Source organism: Erythrobacter sp. S249 (assembly GCF_057364975.1).
Genome location: NZ_CP200287.1, coordinates 1,745,143 through 1,767,238 on the forward strand (window position 1 = coordinate 1,745,143; position 22,096 = coordinate 1,767,238).

A 22,096-nucleotide genomic window follows, 5' to 3' on the forward strand; every position below is an offset into this window, starting at 1 on the left:
TGGGTGCTGCTTCACGGATAGAGCAGCGTATCGGACCAGCCGCCGTCAGGCGTGCGCTCGAACAGGCGGCGGTCGTGAAGGCGATTGTCGCGGTCCAGCCAAAACTCGATTCTGCTGGGCACCAGCGTAAAGCCGGTCCAATGCGCCGGGCGCGGCACTTTGCCAGCCGCCTCATGCTCCGCGCGCACGTGCTCAACCCGATCGACATAGGTTTGGCGATTGGGAAGCGGGCGCGATTGCTCGCTGGCCGCAGAGCCAACCTGGCTCTTGAAAGGACGCGAGTGGAAGTAGGCATCGGCGCGCTCAGGGGTCACCTCGTAAAGCCGTCCTTCGATCCGGATTTGGCGGCGCAGGCTCTTCCAATGAAACAGCATGCTCGCCTGAGCATTGGCGAGGATCTCGCTGCCCTTGCGGCTTTGCGCATTGGTGTAGAAGGTGAAGCCCCCACCCCCGATCTCAGCGGGCGCGTCCTGCGGTCCATGCTCTTTCAGCAAGACCATGCGAACGGATGGCGCGGCATCGGCGGCCGCGGTCGCAATCGCCACTGCATTGGGATCGTTCGGCTCGCTCTCTTTAGCAAGCGCGAACCACTCATCAAACAGGGCGTAGGGGTCCGAGCCAGAGGGGATCGCGCTATCCGCCAATTGCGCGGCATTCAGGGCCGTATCACTCATGTCATTTCCCACTCGCTTCACCGCACGTCAGTAACGCTTGGAACACTTGGAACACTGTCCAGAGGCAAAACTTCTGAGCTTCACCGCATTGCAAACCAGCGCCACTGCCTATGCCAGTCATGTGGGATGTTCGGGCCATCATGCAACGAGAATTACCGCCCTGCATGCAAGTAGGAAAGCGCAGCGCCATAAAGGCACTGTGCGCTCCTCTACTAACGCCCAAACGAAAGCGGCCCGGCTTCCGCAGTGGAGGCCGGGCCGCAAATCAGCTTAAATGCTAAAGCGTTTATGCGCTAACAGGCGTATCGTCGCCGTCATCGGCAAAGGCCAATACGCCAATTGCGATGATACCAGCGATCAAGCCAGCTGCTACGAGACCAGCGCTGTCACCGCCCAATTCGCTTTCAGCTTCAACAGGTGCAGCAACCTGCGCCATGACTGGCGCGCTTGCGAGACCAACAACAGCCAAAGCTGCGAAAATATTCTTCTTAATCATCTGAGTAACCCTCATAAAAAAACAGAACGACTGCAATGGCGCAGCTTACGTTACCCCTTCGTGAATAGTGGTTAAGAATAGTTGAAGCAACGCATTTTTTTTCGCAACTCGTCTTAGCTAATGCACGGCTCATTGCCCAATTGTGTCGTTTAATCGATTTCAGCCCCCGCAGCCGGATTGGCGCCCACCATTCAGGACAAGCGCATGTGCACGCTTGCGCCGGGGGACTGTTGCACTTAGCTAATACGCTATGGCTGACCCGTATAGCACCCTTGGCATTGCCCGCACCGCCTCCGAAAAGGAGATCAAGAGCGCGTATCGCAAGCTCGCCAAAGAGCTGCACCCAGACAAAAATAAAGACAACCCCAAGGCCTCAGAGCGCTTTTCCGACGCCACCAAAGCTTATGATCTGCTATCTGACAGCGCCAAGCGCGCTCAGTTTGATCGCGGCGAAATTGATATGGAGGGCAATCCCACCAACCCGTTCGGCGGCTTCAGCGGCGGCCCGGGTGGAGGATTTGGCGGCGGCGGTGCACGGCGCAGCTACAGCGCAGATGACATTGGCGGCTTTAGCCCGGACGATATGGACCTGGGCGATCTATTCGAAGGGCTGTTTGGCGGCGGCAAACCGCGCGGCGGCGCACGAGGTGGAATGGGCGGCGGGCAAAGGCGCGGCGGATTTGGCGCGCGCCCCTCACCTCCGCCAAAAAAGGGCGCAGACATTCAATACCGCTTGGCAGTGCCGTTCATCGATGCGGCAGCGGGCGTCGACCAACGCATAACTCTGGCCGATGGCAAGACCATTGATCTGAAATTGCCCGCTGGCGTCGAAGATGGCACGCAAATGCGCCTGAGGGGCAAGGGCCATGATGGTCCCGGCGGCAAAGGCGATGGTCTGGTGATCGTCGAGGTTGGCAGCCATCCGTTCTTCCGCCGCGATGGAGATCATATCCGCATGGATTTGCCGCTTACTTTGGATGAGGCGATCCGCGGCGCGAAGGTCAAATGCCCGACCGTCGATGGCCCGGTCATGCTGACCATTAAGCCCGGCACCAATGGCGGCACAGTCATGCGCCTGGGCGGCAAAGGCTGGACCAAGAAGGGCGGCAAGCGCGGCGATCAATTGGTGACGCTAGAGATCCAGTTGCCCGAAGACCTTGATGCCCTGTCGGAAAAGCTCGGCGATTGGAGCGATCCAGACAAACCGCGCGAGAAATTTGGCCTGTGACCCTCAGGGCTTTTTAACCAATGGGCACGCCAACAGGATACCCCAGTGATGATATTCGCGAAGTGCGCTCGCACTCGCCGGAGGCGCGCCGCGCCCGGCTGAACGCGCAGGCCAGCCCGCAGGGGCTGATGAGCGCTGGCGAAGCGCCGCTCTCTGTGCGCGGCAAAATGCTGAGCACGCTGGGTCCGGGTTCGCGCGCTTTTACAGTGGTGAAGCGCGCCGCGATTGGCACCTATAATGATGGCTTCATCCATGCCGGCAATCTGGCCTATTTGTCGATGCTGGCGATCTTCCCGTTCTTTATCCTTGGCGCGGCTTTGTTTGAGCTGGTTGGCGGCAAGGAGAACAGTGCCGGGCTGATCGCGACGGTGCTTACCGCAATGCCTCCGGTCGTCGCCGATACTATCGCGCCGGTGGCCAACAACACGATGGGGGCGCGCAGCGGCTGGCTGCTGTGGTTTGGCGCGGGCGTGGCGTTGTGGACTGTCTCCAGCCTGGTTGAGACCATTCGCGATATTCTGCGCCGCGCCTATGGTACGGTCGCCAGCCACGCGTTTTGGAAATACCGCCTGCTGTCCGCCGGACTAATCCTGGGCGCTGTCGTGCTGCTGATGGCATCGCTGTTTGCGCAGGTTGCGATTGGCGCCGCTCAGCAGCTGATTGATGCGCGCTTCCCGCAATTGATCGAGGCGGTCGGCACCTTGCGCCTGTCGCGCATTATCCCGGCCTTTGGCCTGTTCGGCTCGCTTTATATGCTGTTCTACACGCTAACCCCGGCGGCATACCGGACAAAGGCCTATCCCAAATGGCCCGGCGCCTTGTTTACCGCCGCCTGGTGGCTCGGGGTCTCAAGCGCCCTGCCCCCGATCCTGCGCAGCTTTTTTACCTATAATCTCACCTACGGCAGTTTTGCCGGGATCATGATCGCGCTTTTCTTTTTCTGGCTGGTGGGGCTAGGGCTGGTGATCGGCGCAGAATTGAACGCTGCGCTTGCAGAGCCTGACAGTGATAGCAGGCAAGCGAGCGAAGACGGCGACGCGCAAGACGCAGGTAATGAGTGATGAGGAGGATGCGATGGGTACGGCTGGTCAAGGTCTAATGCAGGGCAAGCGCGGGCTGATTATGGGCCTCGCGAACGACAAGTCGATCGCCTGGGGCATCGCCAAGCAGCTATCCCAACAAGGGGCTGAGCTGGCATTTTCTTATCAGGGTGATGCGCTGGCCAAGCGTGTCAAACCGCTTGCAGAGCAGCTCGGCAGCGATTTCGTGTTTGAATGCGATGTGTCGGATATGGCGTCGCTCGACAGCGCGTTTGATACGCTGAAATCGCGCTGGGACACGCTGGACTTTGTGGTCCACGCAATCGGCTTCTCCGACAAATCGGAGCTGCGAGGCAAATATGTCGACACCAGCCTCGATAACTTCCTGATGACGATGAACATCTCCGCCTATTCGCTGGTCGCGGTGACCAAGCGCGCGGCGGAAATGATGCCGCCATTGCAGGAAGACGGCTCAGGCGGCGGCAGTATCCTGACGCTGACCTATTACGGCGCGGAAAAAGTCATCCCGCATTATAACGTCATGGGTGTGGCCAAAGCCGCGCTGGAGACCAGCGTGCAATATCTCGCCAATGATCTGGGTCCAGCAGGCATCCGGGTCAACGCGATCAGCGCGGGGCCAATCAAGACATTGGCGGCAAGCGGGATCGGCGATTTCCGCTACATCCTGAAATGGAACGAATACAACTCGCCGATGCGCCGCAATGTCACCATCGACGAGGTCGGCGGATCAGCGCTCTATTTCCTATCCGATATGTCCAGCGGCGTAACCGGCGAGGTCCAACATGTAGACGCCGGATATCACGTGGTCGGCATGAAACAAGAAGACGCGCCTGACATTACTGTGTCGTAGGACGCCGGCGACAAGCGATGCCCGCTAAGGCTGGTCAGGCCAGATTCCGCGCGTGTCATAAACCTGTTTGTCAGCACGCTCGGCCAAGGGCACGGATTTGAAGAGGTCGTGGTCGACGAGCACGATCATCACGTCGCATTCTTCAATCGCAGTATCGATGTCACACAGCCGCGCGCCTGTGCCCTTAAGCTCGAGCGGCAGATCGGCAATGTAGGGTTCGACAATATGAATGCGCTCTCGGTACTCGCGCGCCAATGTTGACGTCACCAGCCGCGCGGGACTCTCTCTCAGATCGTCGATATTGGCTTTGAACGCCAAGCCAAGACAGGCGATTTTTGCGTCAGGGTTGGATTTCACCAGAGCCTGCGCCCTGGCAATCACATGATGGATTTTGCCATCATTGACCTGCCGCGCGGTTCGGATGAGCGGGCTTTCATCGGGCGCGCCGTTCACGATGAACCATGGATCGACCGCAATACAATGCCCGCCCACTCCGGGCCCTGGCTGCAGGATATTGACGCGCGGATGGCGATTGGCGAGCTTGATGACTTCCCAAACATCCAATTGCATCGCGTCAGAAATCATCGAGAGCTCATTGGCAAAGGCAATGTTCACATCGCGGTAAGCGTTCTCAACAAGCTTCGTCATTTCAGCGGAGCGTGCATCGGTCGTGACACATGCGCCGCGCACGAAACGTTTGTAGAAGGCCAGCGCCTTGCGCGCACAGCGCGGCGTGATTCCGCCGATTGAGCGATCATTGTTGATCAATTCTTCCAGAATGCGCCCGGGCAAGACACGTTCGGGACAATAGGCAATCGCGACATCCGGCGTGCCCTCGCTTAGGCCAGGCATCGCCAGATCAGGACGCTTCGCAGCGATAGAATCGCGGATTTTCTCAGTTGTCTTCACTGGCGAGGTGGATTCAAGAATGATCGTGTCGCCGCTCTTCAGCACCTTCGCCACTTCTTCTGCAGCCGCAAGGACATAAGAAATGTCGGGCGTGTGCGATCCATCTTTCTCAAATGGTGTTGGCACCGCAATCACAAAGACGTCTGAGCTTGCAACCTCGGTCGATGCCTTCAGAAATCCGCGCTGCACTACGCCTTGGACTAGGCCATCGAGATCGACTTCTTCGATATGAATTTCGCCGCGGTTGATCGTGTCGACCACCTCCGAGGACACATCGACCCCGTGCACGCGCATGCCCGTGCGGGCGATAACGGCCGCCGTGGGCAGTCCAATATAGCCTAGGCCAATAACACAGACAGTGGGTTGATCATCGCCGCGCATGAAAGAGTTTGCCTCAAAACCAAAACAGTCTGAGGTCATTGGAGCAAACAGGTAAATTTAGCGGTAACGATACTCTGGGCGCGCCGCGCCGCCGGCTTATGAGTGCTGATCAAGCAGCAGTTTTGCGATCCGCGCGCTGCTGTGTCCATCGCCAAACGGGTTATGCGCCTGCGCCATCGCGGCATAAGCGCCCGGATCATCCAACAAGGCCGTGGCGGCCTCGACAATGGCCTTATGATCAGTCCCCACCAGCTTTGCGGTCCCCGCGGCAACCCCCTCTGGACGTTCGGTGGTCTCGCGCATCACCAGCACCGGCTTACCCAGCGCAGGAGCCTCTTCTTGGACGCCGCCGCTATCGGTCAGCATGATGTCTGCCAGCTCAAGCAAATGCACGAAATGCGGATAATCAAGCGGTTCGATCATCGCGACATTGCTCAGCCCCTTTAGCTCCTGATCCATCACCGCGCGCACATTGGGGTTCGGATGGACCGGAAAGATTAGCGCGGTATCATCACGCGTGGCCAATTCAGCAATGGCCCCGGCGATATTCTCCAACCCTCCGCCAAAGTTCTCACGTCGGTGACTGGTCACTCCAATGATACGCTTGCCAGCAAATCGCTGCTTAAGCTCATCCAAACCGCCGGCGAGGCCCGGGTTATCGGCAATGCGCTGCGTCACCCAGTGCAAGGCGTCAATCACAGTGTTGCCTGTGATGTGGACCTGCGCCTCAGGGACGGCCTCTCGCATCAAGGCTTCAGCCGAAGTCTGCGTTGGCGCAAAATGCAAATCGGCGATGGTGCCGATCATCTTGCGGTTCACCTCTTCCGGCCAAGGGTGATAGATGTTGTAGCTGCGCAGGCCAGCCTCGACATGGCCAACCGGGATTTTCCGGTAATAGGCGGCCAGCGCCCCTACCATCGCGGTTGCCGTGTCGCCCTGAACAAGCACACGATCAGGTTTGACCTCATCCATCACAGCACCAATTTTCAGCAAAAGCCGCGATGTTAGTGCATCAAGCGTTTGATCAGGCTGCATGATATCAAGATCAAAGTCGGGCGAAATCTGGCCAATCTCGAGCACTTGATCAAGGATCGCTCGATGCTGCGCTGTGACGCATACGATCGGCTCCAAGCCCTCGGTCGCTGACAAAGCCTGCACGACCGGAAACAGCTTAATGGCCTCTGGCCGCGTGCCGAAAATGACGAGAACCTTAGGGGCAGTTTTTTGGGCCAAATCAGTGCTCTTTGCTTTGCCTTTTTTCATTTCTGAGCTGGGCTTATCACATCACAACTTTGGGTAAACGATCACTTGGTGATCGCTTCAGAATTTCTAGAGAATATGATCTAAATATCGAGTTTGGTCGAAGCCTGCATCTCCCCCGAAAACAACTAGTTTGCGACTTCACGATCCACATTGGCGTGCTTTGCGGCAAAATTTCTTTCTCTGCATCAAGCAGTGAATAGCGCTTGGACGAAGAGGTTGTTCAATTTGTTGCAACTCATGCGAACGACGTATAAACTGACGTAATTCTCGCAGACTGAACAGCACAAGTGCAATTCTCATGCAATTATTGATATCCCTAGTTGTCGGCATTCTTGAAAAGATGTCGCAATGGTCCCGTGCTCGAAAACGGGCCATGGTGTTCGCTCAAGATTTTTGCTTGCTCATCTTATCAGTCTGGATCGCGTATTCTCTGCGCGTGGGTCAATGGGAATTATTTTCTGACCCCATTATCCGATTGCTCACTGGCGGCGTTGCGCTGATGGTCCCGATCTTTTGGTCGTCAGGGGTCTACAACACCATCTTCCGGTATGCAGGTGTGGGCATGATGCGCACCCTCGCGCCGCCATTCTCCATCTACACGGCCGCGATGTTCGGTGCGTTCATGGTATATGGGTTTGCAGGCGTGCCGCGAACGATGGGCTTGCTTCAGCCGTTTACTTTCTTTCTCTTAGTGGTCGGTTCACGGATCGCTGCACGCTATTTCTTTATCGACATATTAGAGCGCGGAAATACCCAAGGTGAAGTGCGCAAAGTCCTGATCTACGGAGCAGGCCGTGCCGGACAGCAACTCGCGAGTTCCATCCGTTCTGATCCGCTGATGCAAACGGTCGGCTTTATCGATGATGATATACGGTTAGCCGGGCAATGGCTCGACGGTGCACCAGTTTTTGGAAGCACGAAGCTAGGTGCCCTGATCGACCGTCGACAGATTACGGACATTCTGCTCGCTTTGCCGCGCATCTCGCGGCAACGGCAACAAGAGATATTGCGTCATTTGCGAGAATTTGACGTGGATGTGAAAATTCTACCAAGGGCCCGGGATATCGTAGACGGCCAGGTCTCGTTGAGTGACATTCGGCCCGTCGAGATTGACGATCTTTTGGGCCGTGAGGCCGTTAAGCCCAACGAGCTACTTCTTGGCCGCACGATTGTTGGAAAAACGGTTCTGATCACTGGAGCAGGCGGTTCGATCGGAAGCGAGCTTTGCCGTCAAGCTGTCCAGATTGGTGCACGGCGACTGTTGTTGTTCGATCAGAATGAGTTTGCTCTCTACAGCATTGACAGTGAACTGCTTGCGCAGCAAGCGACTGTGCAAGCTTCACCCTGCGAGATCATCCCAATTTTGGGCTCGGTAACCAATCCTGAGCGATTGGCACATATTTTCGCGCATCATGACATTGATACCGTGTATCATGCCGCTGCTTACAAGCATGTGCCGTTGGTCGAAGCCAACCCGATCGAAGGGGCCCGCAATAACATTTCTGGAACACTGGAAGTGATGAAGGCGGCCAGCAGTTCAGGTGTGCGGAGTTTCACTTTGGTTAGCACTGACAAGGCAGTCCGTCCTACCAATGTTATGGGGGCAACCAAGCGCACCGCCGAGCTGGTAGTGCAGGCGTTTGCTGAAGAGCAAAGTGAAATGTGCTGCTCAATGGTGCGTTTTGGAAATGTACTGGGGTCGAGCGGATCAGTCGTACCTCGCTTCGAGGCGCAGATCGCTGCGGGCGGCCCAATCACCCTCACCGACAGGGCAATTACCCGGTTTTTCATGACCATTCCCGAGGCGGCTAATCTGGTGATTCAAGCCGCTGGTATGGCGAAGGGTGGAGAGGTTTTCTTATTGGATATGGGACAACCGATAAAAATCTATGACCTTGCCCGAACAATGATCGAGCTGTCTGGCTTAAAAGTCTGTGATGAAGATAACCCCAGCGGCGACATTGAGATACAAGAGGTAGGCCTGCGACCAGGCGAAAAACTGTTCGAAGAACTATTGATTTCAGACGAAGCGCAAGCGACCAATCATACCCGAATTTTCAAAGCCCATGAAAATTTCCTTGCGTGGCCGGAAATCACCAAGATCGTTGAACGATTAGGACAATTAGAAGAGGAACAGCACTTGATTGCGTTGCTTCAGCAAGTGGTTCCAGAATTTACCTTCAAAGGCGGCAGCCCCTCCGCGAGATCAGGAACGTAAGACTGTATTGCGCCATATCGCTCAACCAACAAGTCACGCGATGCCGGACCTAGTAGCAAAATGATCGCAGCCCTAGATGCGAGAGTGGATTGTTGAGGGGCATTACGCCGCTAAGAGACAGTGACGCTCTCAATTTCCCCCTTAATCGCCGACCGTCCAGTAAACGAACGACCGTGGATTTGGATGGTCATAAATTGGCAATCCTGCGGCATGTTATCCAAACTGACGCTTCGATCAAGAGTAGCGAAACTGCGATCTACAAACGGCGTTCTGACCCCATCACAGTACAAACGCAGCCGAACAGCCTCCAGCTGATCTTCAGGCTCAACTGAGTGAGCAATCTGGATTGTACGGAGAGGACGAGGTGCAGGAATGGTCCGCGACATCAACACTCCGCCACTGCCCGACCGCACGAAGATCTCCACGGCACTCTCGTCTCGGCTCAGCTGAGCTCGTAAGTCCTTACTGTCGGCAAAACGCCAATCGAGCGGTGAGTACATTGTCGGCCAATTACTTCTTTGCACGACGCGTTTCGTTTCTTGGACCCATTCAAGTTGGGCTTGAGCCTCAGCAAGATAGCCACGCGCGACCAACCGATCAATCAGCAGTTGGTCCAAAGAATCGCTTTGATAAGGAATTTGTTGGCTGAGCAAGGCAGCGTTGACGACCGCGTCCGGGTCGGCGGCAGCCAATTGCAAGAACCGCTGTTGCCAAGGTGATTCATTTCTGAATGCAAAAGCAAAAACCGGGAGCGTTTCAGGGTTAGTGAGTGCCCGTTGCAAGACCGGGCCAAATTCAGCCAATCGCTCCGGATGTACTCGCAGGATTTTATCCAGCGTCTCAACAAACGCTCGCAAGTCGTCATCTCTGCCATATTGGTCCAGAGCAACGCCTTGGAGCGACAGTGAACGACGGTGAAGCTTTAGCGCAGACGTCAAAAATGCGCGCCGCCTTGCCTCACTGTCTTGTGCCAGCGCTATCAGTGCCAACGCGCTTGGGTTGATTGGATCATTCTCAAAAGCTTTATCGGCCAATGGCGACGAATCCCGCGCCTCTCCTCTCAGCCTACCTATATCCAGGCCAACGGATGAAGCACCTGGGACTGACGTGCCGTTGTCAGCGCCAGAGGCCGCCTCTTTTTGGGTTTCCGCAAGCCTTTGCATTGCTAGCCGGCTCATAGCCAAGCCATTTCTTGGATTGAGTTGAAGCGACAATTCGGGATTAGACCGAAGCAAAACGCCACTCGCTGACTGCAGCGCCAATAGGAATGCGAGCACGATTGCGGCTACACAAATTGGTAGCAATCGCCCCCATCGCAAGCTGTTCATAGCCGTGACCCTAAGACCCTAAAAGTGGCGAATTACTCGTCCGCGTCATCACGGCCATAACCGTAGCCATAGCCATAGCCCTCGCCATAACCATAGGCAGACTGACGTTGATCAATCTTCGTGACGATCGCACCATTTATGTTTGCACCGGCTGAACGCAATCGATCAAGCGCTCGGCCAATTGCACGAACCTTTACTCGATCCGCCTCAATCACATAAATCAAACCATCGACAGATTTGGATAGTTCAAGCGCGTCAGCAAGAGCCAAAACCGGAGCTCCGTCGATAATTACCTGATCATACTGAGACTTCGCGTCCTCAAGGATTTCACCAAGTCTCTGCCCCGCGAGCAGTTCAACCGGGTTGGGTGGTACTGGACCTGCCAACAGGTAGTCAAAGCCAAACTCTTCGGAATGTTCAACGCTATCACGTAGGTTGTCCAATTGCCCAGAAAGTAGGCCAGCCAAACCCTGCGGGTGCCGAGGGGTAACATTAAGCGTCGCTGCCAACACCGACTTACGCAAATCGGCATCCAGCAGGAGCGTTCTCTTGCCCAAATGAACAAAGCTCGCAGCAAGCGCCAATGACGAAAACGATTTGCCTTCCGACGGCACTGACGAGGTTAGCATCAAAGTTTTTGGTGCGCCGTTTGCGGTTAGGAACGTAAGGTTTGTCCGCACGGAGGCATATGCTTCGCTGACCTCTGAAGAGCGCTCGGCCACTTGCCCGACGAGTTCCGGACTGTCGTTTCGCGGAATAGCGCCAAGCAAGGCAACCCCCAGCTCCGACTTCACATTTTGCGGATCACGCAAGGTCTGACTCATCGCAACCCTTGCAAACAACAGCAGTGCCGCAATTCCAAGGGAGCCAAAAAAGGCAATTGCCAAGTTCAAAGCCCAAGATGGCGAGTAAGCGAACCGAGGAGTCTCAGCCGCATCGATCAGCTTGATGTTATTTTGACCGGCTCCCGCTGCTTCAAGTTCTTTCAAGCGCTGCAGCAAGCTGTCGTACAGTTCTCTATTTGTGTCCACTTCACGTTTGAGAATACCGTAGCGGATCCCCTGATCTTGCTGGGTGAGAAAGTTTGATTTGACCGAAAGAAGTTGCCGGCGAAGCTGACCCTCCTGAGCACGTGCAGCCTCAAGTTTAGCAAGCGCCGCCGCGCGCGAGCCCGAATTCACTTCACTATTACTTTCGGTAATCACTCTTTCCAGCGAGGCCACCTTTGCAGTAGCCTCTCTCAGAGGAGGGTATTCCGGGCCAAAATTCGCAGAAAGTTCAGCCATCTCGGCTTTGGCAAGGGCCAGGCGGTCGGTTAACACAGGCAATGTAACGGCCCTGCCTGTTCCGATAGAGCTCAGCTCAGCTTCAGCAGCAATACGTTCTGTAACCGCTGCAGCAAGAGCTTCATTAAATGCGCTCAATTCTGCACCAGTTAGTGTTTGGCTCGCCGACTCTGAGCCTGCGGCGTCAGATGAACTGCGGCTTAGAACTAAAATGCCATTGGCGCTGGCATACTCGACCAATTCTTGTTCCGACACCGCGAGCTGATCGCGCAATTCATCGATCTGGTCACGCAGGAATTCCCTAGCTTCAATGTTGTCGCCGAAGCGTTTTTCATAGTTTGCTGCGATAAACTCTTGAGCCCAAAGGTTGGTGATCTGCTCTGAGATTCGCGGCGATGCGCTTGAAAAACCGACATCGACCAAACTCGACTGCTCAATTGGTTCCACTGAGATGTTGTCAAGCAGTGTGTCTAAAACCTGTTGCGTTGTTGCTGCACCGTCTTCGCCTAGACCGAAGGCCTCAAGAAATTCCTGATCGCGCTCAAGATTGCCCGCTTCATTCGCACGCTCTGCCATAAACCGCGATACAAGCAATTCATATTGGGTGTTGAGGTACTGCAGCTCAGAGATGTTGCTTTCTGCAGTTAGCGGGTCGAGGTCAGTGACATTAGCCACCGCCTGCGAAACCTCGATTCTTGAATTAGCTTTGTACAGTGGGGTGCTTAGCAGAGTTATGATAACCCCTAGCAAAAGCCCGGCAATCACTAGGCCCGCCAACCAGTATTTGATGGCAAGAGCTTCATTCCAGTAACGCTCAAAATCAATTGATAGCTCACCGCTCTCGGTCGAATAGTCATATCCGCCGCTATCGCCACGATTAAGGACGGCCGGATCCTGGCCGGCGAAAGACTGCTGGCTATTGCTCAATTTTCAGTCCCCAAGCGATCAATGAGAACGGCCGCACTGATGGCACTAGGCAATAACGAGAGGATCGTTTCCAGTCTGCGCCTAGCCGCCGAGTCGCCTACCATAACAACGTCGTTAGGGTAGAGCTTGGGATCCTCAATATTGCCACCACGGATTGCTTGAAGATTGTACACCCCAATATAAGTTTGCGGTCCGATATCGCGAAAAACCAAAACCTGTTTCAGATCGGAATACTCTGTCTGGCCTCCAGCTGCGTTGAATGCGCGCATCAAAGTCAAGTTGCTACTTACAGGATAATTCCCCGGCGTATCGACTTGCCCACCAATCGAAAATGTGAGTGGCTCAATTTCTTCTGGAATTACAGTTATCTGAGGGTTCTTTACAACCCGCCCTTGCAATTTACTGGCGATCAGTCGTGCAGCCGAATTGGGTGTCTCTCCGGCGAGTTCGATCGGGCCAACAAGCGGATAATCTATCCTGCTCGCGCCGTCGGTCAGATAGGTTCCGCTTAGCAACTCGGAATTCGTAACCGTGATGTTCAACAGTTGCTGAGGTCCAATCGCATAGAAAAAGTTATCTTGCGGAACGGGCAGTGCCTCGAGGTCTGTAACCTCGATATTGCTCGCTGCACCATAAGTGCGCTGAGAGCTGCAAGCACCAACAAGCGAGGCGGCCATCAAGCAGGCCAGCAGCCGTTTGAGATCAAACATTGAAAGCAGAGCCTTGAATGAAAAGTTGAAGATATCGGTTGTCACAATTAATCACTTTTTCCTCGCGCATATGCTGCGAGCTCGAAATTCTTTAGAGCCAAGCTCGCCAAAAGCCAAACAGCAACCAATTGCATGAGGGGAGCACGCAAAGGATAGTCAATTACCGAAGCTGCCCCCAATATCGCGACGGTAGCTGCCCAAAGTAAGGTAGACTTCGCAAACAAGCCCTGTTGCTTAACAAGCTTGCGAAGGTTTGATCCAATCCAAAGCAGCAAAGTGATAAGCAGAAGGGTAGCCGGCAGACCCCCTTCAATAATGATCTGCATCCAGTCGTTATGTGCCTGATTGACATAATTCGGCATAAGCAATTCAGTCGGCTCGAACTGATGATATGCGTCCTTGAAGGCACCAAACCCGATCCCCACCACCCAAAAAGTAGATGCCATCTGGCTAAGGATTGGAAACAGGTCCGCGCGCAAATCTTCGAATGGCTCATCATCGAGCAATTGCTCTAATGCAGGCACATCGTTGAACAGCACGAAGGCTGAAATCAGAGAGGCGATGATAGCCAGTGCGGCGACAAACGCCCATCGCGTCGTGCTTTCCTTGCTAACCTGGAGCTTAGCAAGCGCAAGCGTCTTGTGCTTGCGCTTGCGCAATTTCTGCCCTGGCGGCCGAAACATCAGCAATGACACAAGCAGCGAAAACAGACCAAAAATCAACCCGGCACGAGATCCATTCACCAAAATCGCTAGCAATATCAGAACGAAGGCAGGTGGGTAGACGAAGCGCAACCAGGCTGGGTCTTTGGATTTGGAAGATCCGATCGCAAGGTAGCTAACGACCAACAAGCAAATTGCCGAAAAAGTAGCAGAGTGATTTTCGTTTGCAAACAAGCCAACCGGGCCACCCTCATTGGTGATCCGATAAAAGTAAAGCGCATTTCCAGGGGCAGCCAATTGGAGCAGGCCAAGCGCTGCATCAAGCAAGCCAAGCCCGGCAAGCAAGAGCAACAGCATGCGAGAGTGCGCTCGCACACTCGCGGCAGCCAATAAACCTACTATCGGGACAATCAGGCTCGCTAACGCATTCCAGCTGCTGGTCGGAGCCAGCGATATCGGCCGCCACAAATCACTCTGTTCAAGCAAGGCGTCCAGTTCCGTGATCGGTTTTCGACCTGGTAATAAGTGCCAAAGCGAAGTCGGCAAAGGTATGAGCTGAATTGCCATCCACAAAAGCAAAAAGCAGACTAGGCCGAGCAAAAACCGCAGTGGCTTCGTCTTTTCCCAAGTCAGCCAATACAAAGCGGGTATTATCATCAAGGCGGTAAGCGGTCGCAGGGCGATGATCTGCGGGAGATCTGCACGCGAAGTACCACCGAACGCAGCCACGATGAAGGCCAATAGACCCAGCACACCCCAAGCCAAAACGCGCGATCTATCCTGCGGCGAAAAAGTGTTTTGAATGGAAGAGGGCAAGGTCTTTTCTCTATGCCGATGATCGGCTAAATGGAGGTGAGCAGTAGAGTGTTAACAGAGGCCTTGGCAAGTCAAACTTGAGCAGGCCTCAGCAGCGGCACCTCTCCGTTTCGACATACTGGTTTTCATAGGCAACCAAGGTCGTTATAAGCCCATGATCTGCTTGATGCTGCGTCGGAGCAGCTTCCGTTCCGCCCTTCAAGGTCATAGGCAAACATGCAAATCGAAAAGACAGATTTAGAGGGCGTCTTCGTTATTTCGCCAAAGCGTTTCGGCGATCAACGCGGTTGGTTTTCTGAAACCTGGAAAGCTAGCGCGATGGAAAAGGCCGGCCTTCATCTCAATTTTGTTCAGGATAATCACTCGTTTTCTGCCGAAGTCGGTACGTTGCGAGGTTTGCATTATCAAGCGCCACCATACGCGCAAGACAAGCTGATTCGATGCTCTCGCGGCGCAATTTTCGATGTGGCGGTCGATGCCCGCGTTGGGTCGCCAAGCTTTGGCCACTCCCTAGCGGTTGAGTTGACGGCCGAAAATGGCAAGCAACTCTTAGTGCCGAAGGGCTTCCTGCATGGGTTCGTTACGCGCCTGCCCGACACAGAGGTGCAATACAAAGTAACCGACGTCTACTGCGCTGACAGCGATGGCTCTGTGCGTTGGGATAGCGCAGGTGTCGACTGGGAATTGTTCGGCGATCCCATCCTTTCGGACAAAGACGCAAACGCCGAGGCTTTTGAAAGCTGGAATTCACCCTTTTTATACGGAAAATGACTGTGAAAATACTCGTTACAGGCGGCGCTGGCTTCATTGGCTCAGCAGTCATACGGTTGGCTATTTCACGCGGGCATAGTGTCGTCAACCTCGACGCACTGACGTATGCGGCGTGCCTGAATAACCTAGCAAGCGTAGCAGGAAGCGAGCGGTACACTTTCGAACATGCCGACATTAGAAACCGCCATGAACTGAGGCGTATTTTCTCTGATCATCAACCTGATTTGGTGATGCATTTGGCAGCTGAGAGTCACGTAGACCGTTCTATTGATGGCCCGGCAGAGTTCATTGAAACCAACATACTGGGCACGTTCAACATGTTGGATGTAGCCAGGACATATTGGCTCGAACGAGACAAACCGAGGTCTTTCCGTTTTCATCACATCAGCACTGACGAAGTGTATGGATCTCTCCCGGATGATCCCGCGATCCAATTCACCGAGAGCACACCATACGATCCGCGAAGCCCATACTCAGCTTCAAAAGCCAGTTCTGACCACCTCGTAAGGGCGTGGGCGGAGACCTATGATTTGCCTGTCTTGATAACAAATTGCTCAAACAACTATGGCCCCTATCACTTCCCCGAAAAACTCATCCCTGTAATCACTATCAACGCTTTGCATGGTAAGCCTTTGCCTATCTACGGCGACGGTTCGAACGTTCGTGACTGGTTGTTCGTGGAAGACCATGCTGATGCGCTGCTGTTGGTGTTGGAAAAGGGCGAAATCGGGCGCACCTACAACATTGGCGGTGAAAATGAGTGTAGCAACCTCACACTTGTGAAAACGATCTGCCAAATATTGGACCGCCTTCGGCCACTAGAAGATGGCGTTCCGTACAGCGACTTAATTACGTTCGTGGCGGATCGCCCAGGCCATGACGCTCGATATGCAATCGACCCAAGTCGCATCCGCAATGAATTGGGTTGGCGACCTTCCGTCACTGTCGAAGAAGGCCTAGAGCGCACCGTCCAATGGTATCTGGATAATGAGGATTGGTGGCGACCGTTGATGAGCCGCAAAGGCGTTGGCGAACGCCTTGGTTCGGGCAAATAGCAGATTATCATGAGTATCTTAGTTTTTGGCAAGACTGGTCAGGTTGCGCATTGCCTTCAGAGGCTTGTGCCCGACAAAGATCAGCTCTTGGCGCTCTGCCGAGAGGACGTAGATCTCCGAGATGGCGCAACATTAGCCTCCGCAATCGAACGTTATTCCCCGTCAGCTGTGATCAATGCAGCTGCTTACACGGCGGTGGATCAAGCCGAAGATGAGGAGGAGTTGGCAGGGCAGATCAATTCAGAAGCTCCAGCCGCAATGGCCCGCGCATGCGCAACAAATGATATTCCGTTTGTCCATATTTCCACCGACTATGTTTTCGATGGCAGCGGTGACCAGTCCTGGCGAACAGATGATCCGTCGGGACCCGCTTCGGCTTATGGCAGAACGAAACTTGCAGGCGAACGCGCAATTGCGCAAAATTGTCGCCGCTATGCCATTCTGCGAACATCATGGGTATTTGCTTCACATGGCCAAAACTTCGTCAAATCCATGCTGCGGCTCGGATCAGAACGAGATAAATTGACTATTGTCGCCGACCAAATAGGCGGGCCAACGCCAGCCTTGGCGATCGCAGCGGCATGTATCGATATTGCTGGACAACTAAAGTCCGACATTGCGAAATCTGGCACATACCATTTCTCTGGCGCGCCCGACGTCTCTTGGGCTGAATTTGCAAGAGAGATATTCGCGCAAGCGGAACTACCATGTGAGGTAATCGACATCAGAAGCGCAGACTACCCAACCAAGGCTGTCCGCCCCAAGAATTCGAAGCTCAATTGCGCAACCACACTGTCAGCTTTCCGCATTCACCGGCCAGACTGGCGAGAACATTTGCGCATGGTTTTGACAGAAATTTCAGAAGAGAAAGTCTAGCGAAATGCAACGCAAAGGTATCGTTTTAGCCGGTGGATCAGGCACTAGGCTCTATCCAGTAACTGTAGGTGTGTCGAAGCAGCTGTTGCCCATCTACGACAAGCCGATGATCTATTATCCCCTGAGCGTACTCATGCTCTCCGGTATCCGTGAAATCGCTATGATCACAACCCCAGAAGATCAAGAGCAATTCAAGCGCACGCTCGGAGATGGCGGCCAATGGGGCATCAACCTTACCTATATCGAACAACCCAGCCCTGACGGATTGGCTCAGGCCTACACTCTTGCCGAAGAGTTCCTCTCTGGCTCCCCTTCGGCCATGGTGCTGGGAGACAATATCTTTTTCGGCCACAGCTTATCCGAATTGTTGCTGCAGGCTTCGGCACGAACAGAAGGCGGCACAGTTTTTGGCTATCACGTTGCTGATCCTGAGCGGTACGGTGTTGTCGATTTTGCCGATGATGGGTCAGTCCAGTCGATTGTAGAAAAGCCAAGGCGTCCTGCATCAAATTATGCCGTTACCGGACTCTACTTTCTCGATGGGAGTGCACCACAACGTGCAGCGAAAGTTAAACCATCTGAGCGCGGCGAGCTGGAAATCACCACGCTGCTCGAAAGCTATCTAGAAGATGATCTTCTCAACGTTAGCCTTATGGGGCGGGGCTTTGCTTGGCTGGACACAGGCACTCACGCTAGTTTGTTGGATGCAGGCAACTTTGTACGCACGCTTGAACAGCGGCAGGGAATGCAAACTGGCAGCCTAGACGAGATAGCTTTCTCACAGGGCTGGATTTCTGACAGAGAGCTGGCAGAGCGTGCCAGCGTCTTCGGAAAAAACGCATATGGCCAATATTTAGAGGGGCTCCTTCCCCAAAAATAGGACGCTTAGCCGAGCTAGCTCAGCCGACGATACAACTCAGCATACTGCTTCGCGTGGCTTTCAAACGAAAACAGTTCGTCAACCAACGCATTATCGGGCTCCGTCAAGTAGGCGGCACGCAGCTTATCTCGAGTGATCTCATCATGGGTATGAGGGTCATAGGCGATGCCTAACCTATTGTCCTCAACGATCCGAGCAGCGCCTCCGCAATATCTATTGCAAAGCACTGTACTTCCAAAAGCGCTGTACTCCGCCGTCTTTGTGGCCAAAACTGAGTGCGCGAGGCGCTCTTCAATTTCATTCTGCGGCAGGCGATAGGCTAGCGCAAAAAAGTCGCCTTGGGACAGGTATTCGTAAACCTGACTAGCAGAAGAGGCAGAAGTAATTCGGAGCTCCTTGTCGGACAAATCCGAAAAAGCGTCGACAAAATCAGACTTCGGGCTGGTTGTGATCAAATGTAAGCGCGTATTGCCCAATTCAGTTTTGAATTTTGCATATAGTAAAGCGAGAACAGTTGGATCATGCCAAGTCGAGTGGCCTAAAGCTCCGCAATAGCTTAGAGTAAAGCTTTCCTTGTTTGGGTCTTTATGCTTTGGGAATTGCTTGGCGAGTTTTGTGTCGCAGCTGAGCAATACACACTCTGAATCTGTGCTACCCAACTCTCTAAAATACTCTTGCATCGTATGCGATACAGACACGATGCAATCGGTGCCCTCGATCAGCATTTTCTCAATTTTCTTCCGAAACAAAAGTGCTGATATTTTCTCATTGTAATTCAAGCGGTAAGCAACCTCCTCCGGCCATAGCCCTCGAGCATCAAAGATAATTGAATAGGGCAGCCCAAACGTCTCTCGAGCCCTAAGTGCAGCGTAGGTTGCGTGGTATGAGCGGCAGTGAACAACTGCACTCCCCTTCAACTTCTCTGCCAACGCGCGATGCGCACCGCTCGGATGTAAACGATGAAATTTGCGCTCATCTGAGTTGATGTCACTTTGGAGAGTTCGTATCCAAACGATCGAAAATGGTATCCGGCCAAGCATGTCGGAGACTTTTCGCAATTCGTCACGATAGCCAAGTCGCTCGCGCACGAGCCCACTATGAACGATCGGCACACCAGAAACGAACTGATATTCAAATTCAGGAGCAGCGGCACTGTTATGAAGGAACTGGCCGATAGGCTGCGAACCAAAGACCCCATAAGAGCGAGGCGTTTCTCCCCACGTGAGATATGTAATCACTGTTTGTAGCCTCTCATGCTGCACCTGTAATGACTTTTCGTTGCGACCGCCCCGCTGAGCTACGTGTCAGGCAACAACGTGAAAAGCATCGATAAAACCGCACGGCTAATGCCGCCGAAGAGCATGTCATTCAAGGCTATGCTCGTATTATATGTTGGAAGCGAGCAACCCTACACCAAGAAGGATGTTGGCCCAAACTAAGGTGCTACCAACCTTTCTAAATCCATAGTGCTGCACAAACGGGCCCAATATAATAGGAGTCAAAAACACATAGTATTTTGCATTTGTATAGCCAGGCAACACAAAGACGATGGCGATTATGAAAGCGAGAGCACAGTAAAATTCGAAGTACAGGTCTTTTCTGAAATATTCATGTTTCTCAATATTATTGAAAAACTTAATTGACCGAAATATTTCTTTCAAGAACAGAAGGCCAAAAAGAAAAGTGAGGGGTGCAAAAATAACGCCTGAAGGTGTCATGAATGTGAAGGTCATGAACGTAATACCCGGCCTCAAGAAGAGGGGGTACTTTTCAATAACCTCTATGCCTCGCTCACTATTATACGCTGCAGAGACAGCCGACAATTCGCTACTGAACGAAACAAGCGACCCAATATTTTGGATGAAATCAGTGCCAAACACGTACAAAACCAATAAGGCGATAGAAAATATAGCAATCGTCGTACGTAGACCTGCATTGTGGAACATGAACCGTGTAGAAAGCCTGAAACCCCAAAACAATAAGAGCAAGATTGCGTTCCCGCTATCAAATACAAACGCAACGGCAAAAATTGCAGCGAAAATCAGAGGTCTATTGAAAAAGAAGATTGCTAATGTGGAGAGCGCTAGAACCCAAGTTTCCTGCGAGAACACAAGCAAATAATAGACATATGCAGGGAGCAACAACGTCAGCAGGGTGGCCTGCAGCATTGATTTGCTACCGATATATCCTCGCACAGCACGGTGATTACGGGCGATCAGATGGATAACGAACGCTAGAAACAGGACGTGGGCCGCGTAGACAGCAAAGCGTATCAACGTAAGGCTGATGGACGACCTACAGTGGGCACCTTTAAGATCGTAGTATAGTCCTGGAACGTGCGCTTCCGGCGCACAGAGCAACGAACGCAACTTGATTTCAGCCCAGTCTGGAACAAAAAAGTAGGGGGAATATTGTCTTACTTCAGAGTTAAACACGCCGAGCACACGAATGATGAAGTCTGGTTCATCGGCTGGCGCTAAGGCAAAGCGAAACAACAGCCCAAACAGGATCGCCAAAACGACGATCTGAAGCTGATCCCTTTTGTTCAGGACCATTACGCCTCCACCCCTTCAAAGAACCGCTTTTGCTTCAGGTACATAAGGAGCAAAACTGGGACAATCGTCACTTTCTCCTTTGGCCTGCGCCGAAGATGGCGCGCTTTTGCTAGGAGGCGGATTAGCCCAATCCAGCCATTTGGCTGCCGAGCAGCCCTCAGAAAGGCAGGGGCATCCATAAGCTCCATAATTTTTTGCATATCGCTCGAATACCAGCCACCGTCTAGCAACTTCAACCGTTGCCAGGCGGCGCCGATGCCCTCATTCGCTCCAACAACATTGTTGTCATGCTGACGGTAGCGCATTGTCGAGCACGGCAGAATATACCACTTTTTGCCGCTAGCCCGCGTGAAAGCATAGAACAGCCAGTCATGCGCACTGACCTTCGATACGGTTTCCCACTGATCATTCAGAAAATGTCGCAGGTCTGTCGCTGTTGCTCGAGTGAAGACATATGTACAACCCGGTCCCGCCGCCTCAAAGAAATGGTCAAATCGCGTCTGGGGATAGGACTTTTTAATTAGGGTCGCTCGGCCATCAGGCCAAAAGGCCTCGACATCAGATGATACTGCATCCGCTTTGTGGGTATTCAGGGCTTGAATCGAACGAGCCAGCTTGTCGGGTAACCACAGATCATCTTGGTCACAAAGCGCGACGTATTCAAACTCTTCCCACGGCGCATTTCGCACTAGAAAAATGAAATTCTGCCCAGCCGAGCCCGCCTTAGGGCCTTGCAGCAAGGTCACTTTGCCCCGCCGATATGCATTGACAATATCGCAGGTACAATCCGTCGATCCATCATCGCTGACAAAAACCTCAATGTCGAAGCCATCGTTGGAGAAGATCGAATCTAACTGATCCTCAATATGCTCAGCACCATTGTAGGAGGCTAACAGAACAGCAATTCGCGTCATGGTCGCCTTGCAAATTTCCAAGCCCCATTCTCTCTAACCCAACCTCACAGGAAGGTGGAGTTTGATCCGCAGAGACCATGAAGCAGGTTTGTCATCAGTGAATCGCAGAGGCTTCCGCGCAATCACACATCGAGGTGTGGGGGCTAACTTATAGCCGCTGCGAGGTCCATAGCTTTCACGACAGGCTGTCCCACAGTAGCTACACCTTAGCTTTCAAAAGGCAACTTTGCTCACTC

The 22,096-nt window shown here is 53.4% G+C and carries 19 protein-coding genes; 8 read left to right on the top strand and 11 right to left on the bottom strand.

Annotated elements, in window-relative coordinates; all coding sequences use genetic code 11:
• Positions 1 to 11: 11 nt before the first annotated feature.
• Positions 12 to 674 (bottom strand): pyridoxamine 5'-phosphate oxidase, encoded by a 663-nt coding sequence (pdxH, locus tag AC0V6V_RS08240; protein ID WP_486164919.1) that lies wholly within the window; start codon positions 672 to 674, stop codon positions 12 to 14.
• Positions 675 to 960: 286 nt separating this feature from the next.
• The gene (locus AC0V6V_RS08245; protein WP_486164920.1) at positions 961 to 1,170 is read right to left on the bottom strand and encodes a hypothetical protein; all 210 of its coding nucleotides are present in this window, start codon (positions 1,168 to 1,170) and stop codon (positions 961 to 963) included.
• Positions 1,171 to 1,420: 250 nt separating this feature from the next.
• Between AC0V6V_RS08245 and AC0V6V_RS08250 the strand changes: the two genes are divergently transcribed.
• The 3 genes from AC0V6V_RS08250 to fabI are packed head-to-tail and all read left to right on the top strand — an operon-like array spanning position 1,421 to position 4,309.
• The gene (locus AC0V6V_RS08250; RefSeq protein ID WP_486164921.1) at positions 1,421 to 2,398 is read left to right on the top strand and encodes a DnaJ C-terminal domain-containing protein; all 978 of its coding nucleotides are present in this window, start codon (positions 1,421 to 1,423) and stop codon (positions 2,396 to 2,398) included.
• 20 nt (positions 2,399 to 2,418) lie between these two features.
• On the top strand, positions 2,419 to 3,459 hold the full coding sequence (locus tag AC0V6V_RS08255; protein WP_486164922.1) for a YihY/virulence factor BrkB family protein: 1,041 nt from the start codon (positions 2,419 to 2,421) through the stop codon (positions 3,457 to 3,459).
• Positions 3,452 to 4,309 carry an enoyl-ACP reductase FabI gene (fabI, locus tag AC0V6V_RS08260; protein ID WP_486164923.1) on the top strand — a complete coding sequence of 286 codons (858 nt, stop codon included), beginning with the start codon at positions 3,452 to 3,454 and terminating at the stop codon, positions 4,307 to 4,309. Before AC0V6V_RS08255 ends, fabI begins: the two co-directional genes overlap by 8 nt.
• A 24-nt stretch (positions 4,310 to 4,333) precedes the next feature.
• Here fabI and wecC read toward each other — a convergent pair whose 3' ends face one another.
• Complete coding sequence (wecC, locus tag AC0V6V_RS08265; RefSeq protein ID WP_486164924.1) at positions 4,334 to 5,599, bottom strand: UDP-N-acetyl-D-mannosamine dehydrogenase; 1,266 nt, start codon at positions 5,597 to 5,599, stop codon at positions 4,334 to 4,336.
• 96 nt (positions 5,600 to 5,695) lie between these two features.
• Positions 5,696 to 6,832, bottom strand: coding sequence for a non-hydrolyzing UDP-N-acetylglucosamine 2-epimerase (gene wecB / locus AC0V6V_RS08270; protein WP_486164925.1), 1,137 nt, complete (start codon positions 6,830 to 6,832; stop codon positions 5,696 to 5,698).
• A gap of 328 nt (positions 6,833 to 7,160) precedes the next feature.
• Here wecB and AC0V6V_RS08275 point away from each other — a divergent pair, with 328 nt between their 5' ends.
• The gene (locus AC0V6V_RS08275) at positions 7,161 to 9,080 is read left to right on the top strand and encodes a polysaccharide biosynthesis protein (protein ID WP_486164926.1); all 1,920 of its coding nucleotides are present in this window, start codon (positions 7,161 to 7,163) and stop codon (positions 9,078 to 9,080) included.
• 110 nt (positions 9,081 to 9,190) lie between these two features.
• On the opposite strand, the gene AC0V6V_RS08280 is transcribed toward AC0V6V_RS08275, so the two are convergent.
• The 4 genes from AC0V6V_RS08280 to AC0V6V_RS08295 all read right to left on the bottom strand — a co-directional run bounded on the left by AC0V6V_RS08280 (position 9,191) and on the right by AC0V6V_RS08295 (position 14,809).
• On the bottom strand, positions 9,191 to 10,258 hold the full coding sequence (locus tag AC0V6V_RS08280; protein WP_486166291.1) for a hypothetical protein: 1,068 nt from the start codon (positions 10,256 to 10,258) through the stop codon (positions 9,191 to 9,193).
• A 182-nt stretch (positions 10,259 to 10,440) separates the two neighbouring features.
• On the bottom strand, positions 10,441 to 12,621 hold the full coding sequence (locus AC0V6V_RS08285) for a GumC family protein (protein WP_486164928.1): 2,181 nt from the start codon (positions 12,619 to 12,621) through the stop codon (positions 10,441 to 10,443).
• Positions 12,618 to 13,376 carry a polysaccharide biosynthesis/export family protein gene (locus AC0V6V_RS08290; protein ID WP_486164929.1) on the bottom strand — a complete coding sequence of 253 codons (759 nt, stop codon included), beginning with the start codon at positions 13,374 to 13,376 and terminating at the stop codon, positions 12,618 to 12,620. Before AC0V6V_RS08290 ends, AC0V6V_RS08285 begins: the two co-directional genes overlap by 4 nt.
• A gap of 2 nt (positions 13,377 to 13,378) precedes the next feature.
• On the bottom strand, positions 13,379 to 14,809 hold the full coding sequence (locus AC0V6V_RS08295) for an O-antigen ligase family protein (protein WP_486164930.1): 1,431 nt from the start codon (positions 14,807 to 14,809) through the stop codon (positions 13,379 to 13,381).
• 216 nt (positions 14,810 to 15,025) lie between these two features.
• Here AC0V6V_RS08295 and rfbC point away from each other — a divergent pair, with 216 nt between their 5' ends.
• The 4 genes from rfbC to rfbA are packed head-to-tail and all read left to right on the top strand — an operon-like array spanning position 15,026 to position 18,391.
• A complete protein-coding gene (gene rfbC / locus AC0V6V_RS08300) occupies positions 15,026 to 15,580 on the top strand; it encodes a dTDP-4-dehydrorhamnose 3,5-epimerase (RefSeq protein WP_486164931.1) in 555 nt (184 codons plus the stop codon).
• A complete protein-coding gene (gene rfbB / locus AC0V6V_RS08305; protein WP_486164932.1) occupies positions 15,577 to 16,635 on the top strand; it encodes a dTDP-glucose 4,6-dehydratase in 1,059 nt (352 codons plus the stop codon). Before rfbC ends, rfbB begins: the two co-directional genes overlap by 4 nt.
• Positions 16,636 to 16,644: 9 nt before the next feature.
• Positions 16,645 to 17,511, top strand: coding sequence for a dTDP-4-dehydrorhamnose reductase (gene rfbD, locus AC0V6V_RS08310; protein WP_486164933.1), 867 nt, complete (start codon positions 16,645 to 16,647; stop codon positions 17,509 to 17,511).
• A gap of 4 nt (positions 17,512 to 17,515) precedes the next feature.
• Entirely contained in the window at positions 17,516 to 18,391 is an 876-nt protein-coding gene (gene rfbA / locus AC0V6V_RS08315; RefSeq protein ID WP_486164934.1) for a glucose-1-phosphate thymidylyltransferase RfbA, read from the top strand.
• Positions 18,392 to 18,405: 14 nt separating this feature from the next.
• On the opposite strand, the gene AC0V6V_RS08320 is transcribed toward rfbA, so the two are convergent.
• The 3 genes from AC0V6V_RS08320 to AC0V6V_RS08330 all read right to left on the bottom strand — a co-directional run bounded on the left by AC0V6V_RS08320 (position 18,406) and on the right by AC0V6V_RS08330 (position 21,860).
• The gene (locus AC0V6V_RS08320) at positions 18,406 to 19,629 is read right to left on the bottom strand and encodes a glycosyltransferase family protein (RefSeq protein WP_486164935.1); all 1,224 of its coding nucleotides are present in this window, start codon (positions 19,627 to 19,629) and stop codon (positions 18,406 to 18,408) included.
• A gap of 147 nt (positions 19,630 to 19,776) precedes the next feature.
• Positions 19,777 to 20,946: a hypothetical protein gene (locus AC0V6V_RS08325; protein WP_486164936.1), complete on the bottom strand. Its 1,170-nt coding sequence runs from the start codon at positions 20,944 to 20,946 to the stop codon at positions 19,777 to 19,779.
• Entirely contained in the window at positions 20,946 to 21,860 is a 915-nt protein-coding gene (locus AC0V6V_RS08330) for a glycosyltransferase (RefSeq protein WP_486164937.1), read from the bottom strand. Before AC0V6V_RS08330 ends, AC0V6V_RS08325 begins: the two co-directional genes overlap by 1 nt.
• Positions 21,861 to 22,096 lie beyond the last annotated feature (236 nt).

What these genes read in the sequence shown, in the direction of transcription:
- pdxH (WP_486164919.1), bottom strand. Translation starts at nt 674, where the DNA reads ATGAGTGATACGGCCCTGAATGCCGCGCAATTGGCGGATAGCGCGATC.
- AC0V6V_RS08245 (WP_486164920.1), bottom strand. Translation starts at nt 1,170, where the DNA reads ATGATTAAGAAGAATATTTTCGCAGCTTTGGCTGTTGTTGGTCTCGCA.
- AC0V6V_RS08250 (WP_486164921.1), top strand. Translation starts at nt 1,421, where the DNA reads ATGGCTGACCCGTATAGCACCCTTGGCATTGCCCGCACCGCCTCCGAA.
- AC0V6V_RS08255 (WP_486164922.1), top strand. Translation starts at nt 2,419, where the DNA reads ATGGGCACGCCAACAGGATACCCCAGTGATGATATTCGCGAAGTGCGC.
- fabI (WP_486164923.1), top strand. Translation starts at nt 3,452, where the DNA reads ATGAGTGATGAGGAGGATGCGATGGGTACGGCTGGTCAAGGTCTAATG.
- wecC (WP_486164924.1), bottom strand. Translation starts at nt 5,599, where the DNA reads ATGCGCGGCGATGATCAACCCACTGTCTGTGTTATTGGCCTAGGCTAT.
- AC0V6V_RS08275 (WP_486164926.1), top strand. Translation starts at nt 7,161, where the DNA reads ATGCAATTATTGATATCCCTAGTTGTCGGCATTCTTGAAAAGATGTCG.
- AC0V6V_RS08280 (WP_486166291.1), bottom strand. Translation starts at nt 10,258, where the DNA reads ATGAGCCGGCTAGCAATGCAAAGGCTTGCGGAAACCCAAAAAGAGGCG.
- rfbC (WP_486164931.1), top strand. Translation starts at nt 15,026, where the DNA reads ATGCAAATCGAAAAGACAGATTTAGAGGGCGTCTTCGTTATTTCGCCA.
- rfbB (WP_486164932.1), top strand. Translation starts at nt 15,577, where the DNA reads ATGACTGTGAAAATACTCGTTACAGGCGGCGCTGGCTTCATTGGCTCA.
- rfbD (WP_486164933.1), top strand. Translation starts at nt 16,645, where the DNA reads ATGAGTATCTTAGTTTTTGGCAAGACTGGTCAGGTTGCGCATTGCCTT.
- rfbA (WP_486164934.1), top strand. Translation starts at nt 17,516, where the DNA reads ATGCAACGCAAAGGTATCGTTTTAGCCGGTGGATCAGGCACTAGGCTC.
- AC0V6V_RS08325 (WP_486164936.1), bottom strand. Translation starts at nt 20,946, where the DNA reads ATGGTCCTGAACAAAAGGGATCAGCTTCAGATCGTCGTTTTGGCGATC.
- AC0V6V_RS08330 (WP_486164937.1), bottom strand. Translation starts at nt 21,860, where the DNA reads ATGACGCGAATTGCTGTTCTGTTAGCCTCCTACAATGGTGCTGAGCAT.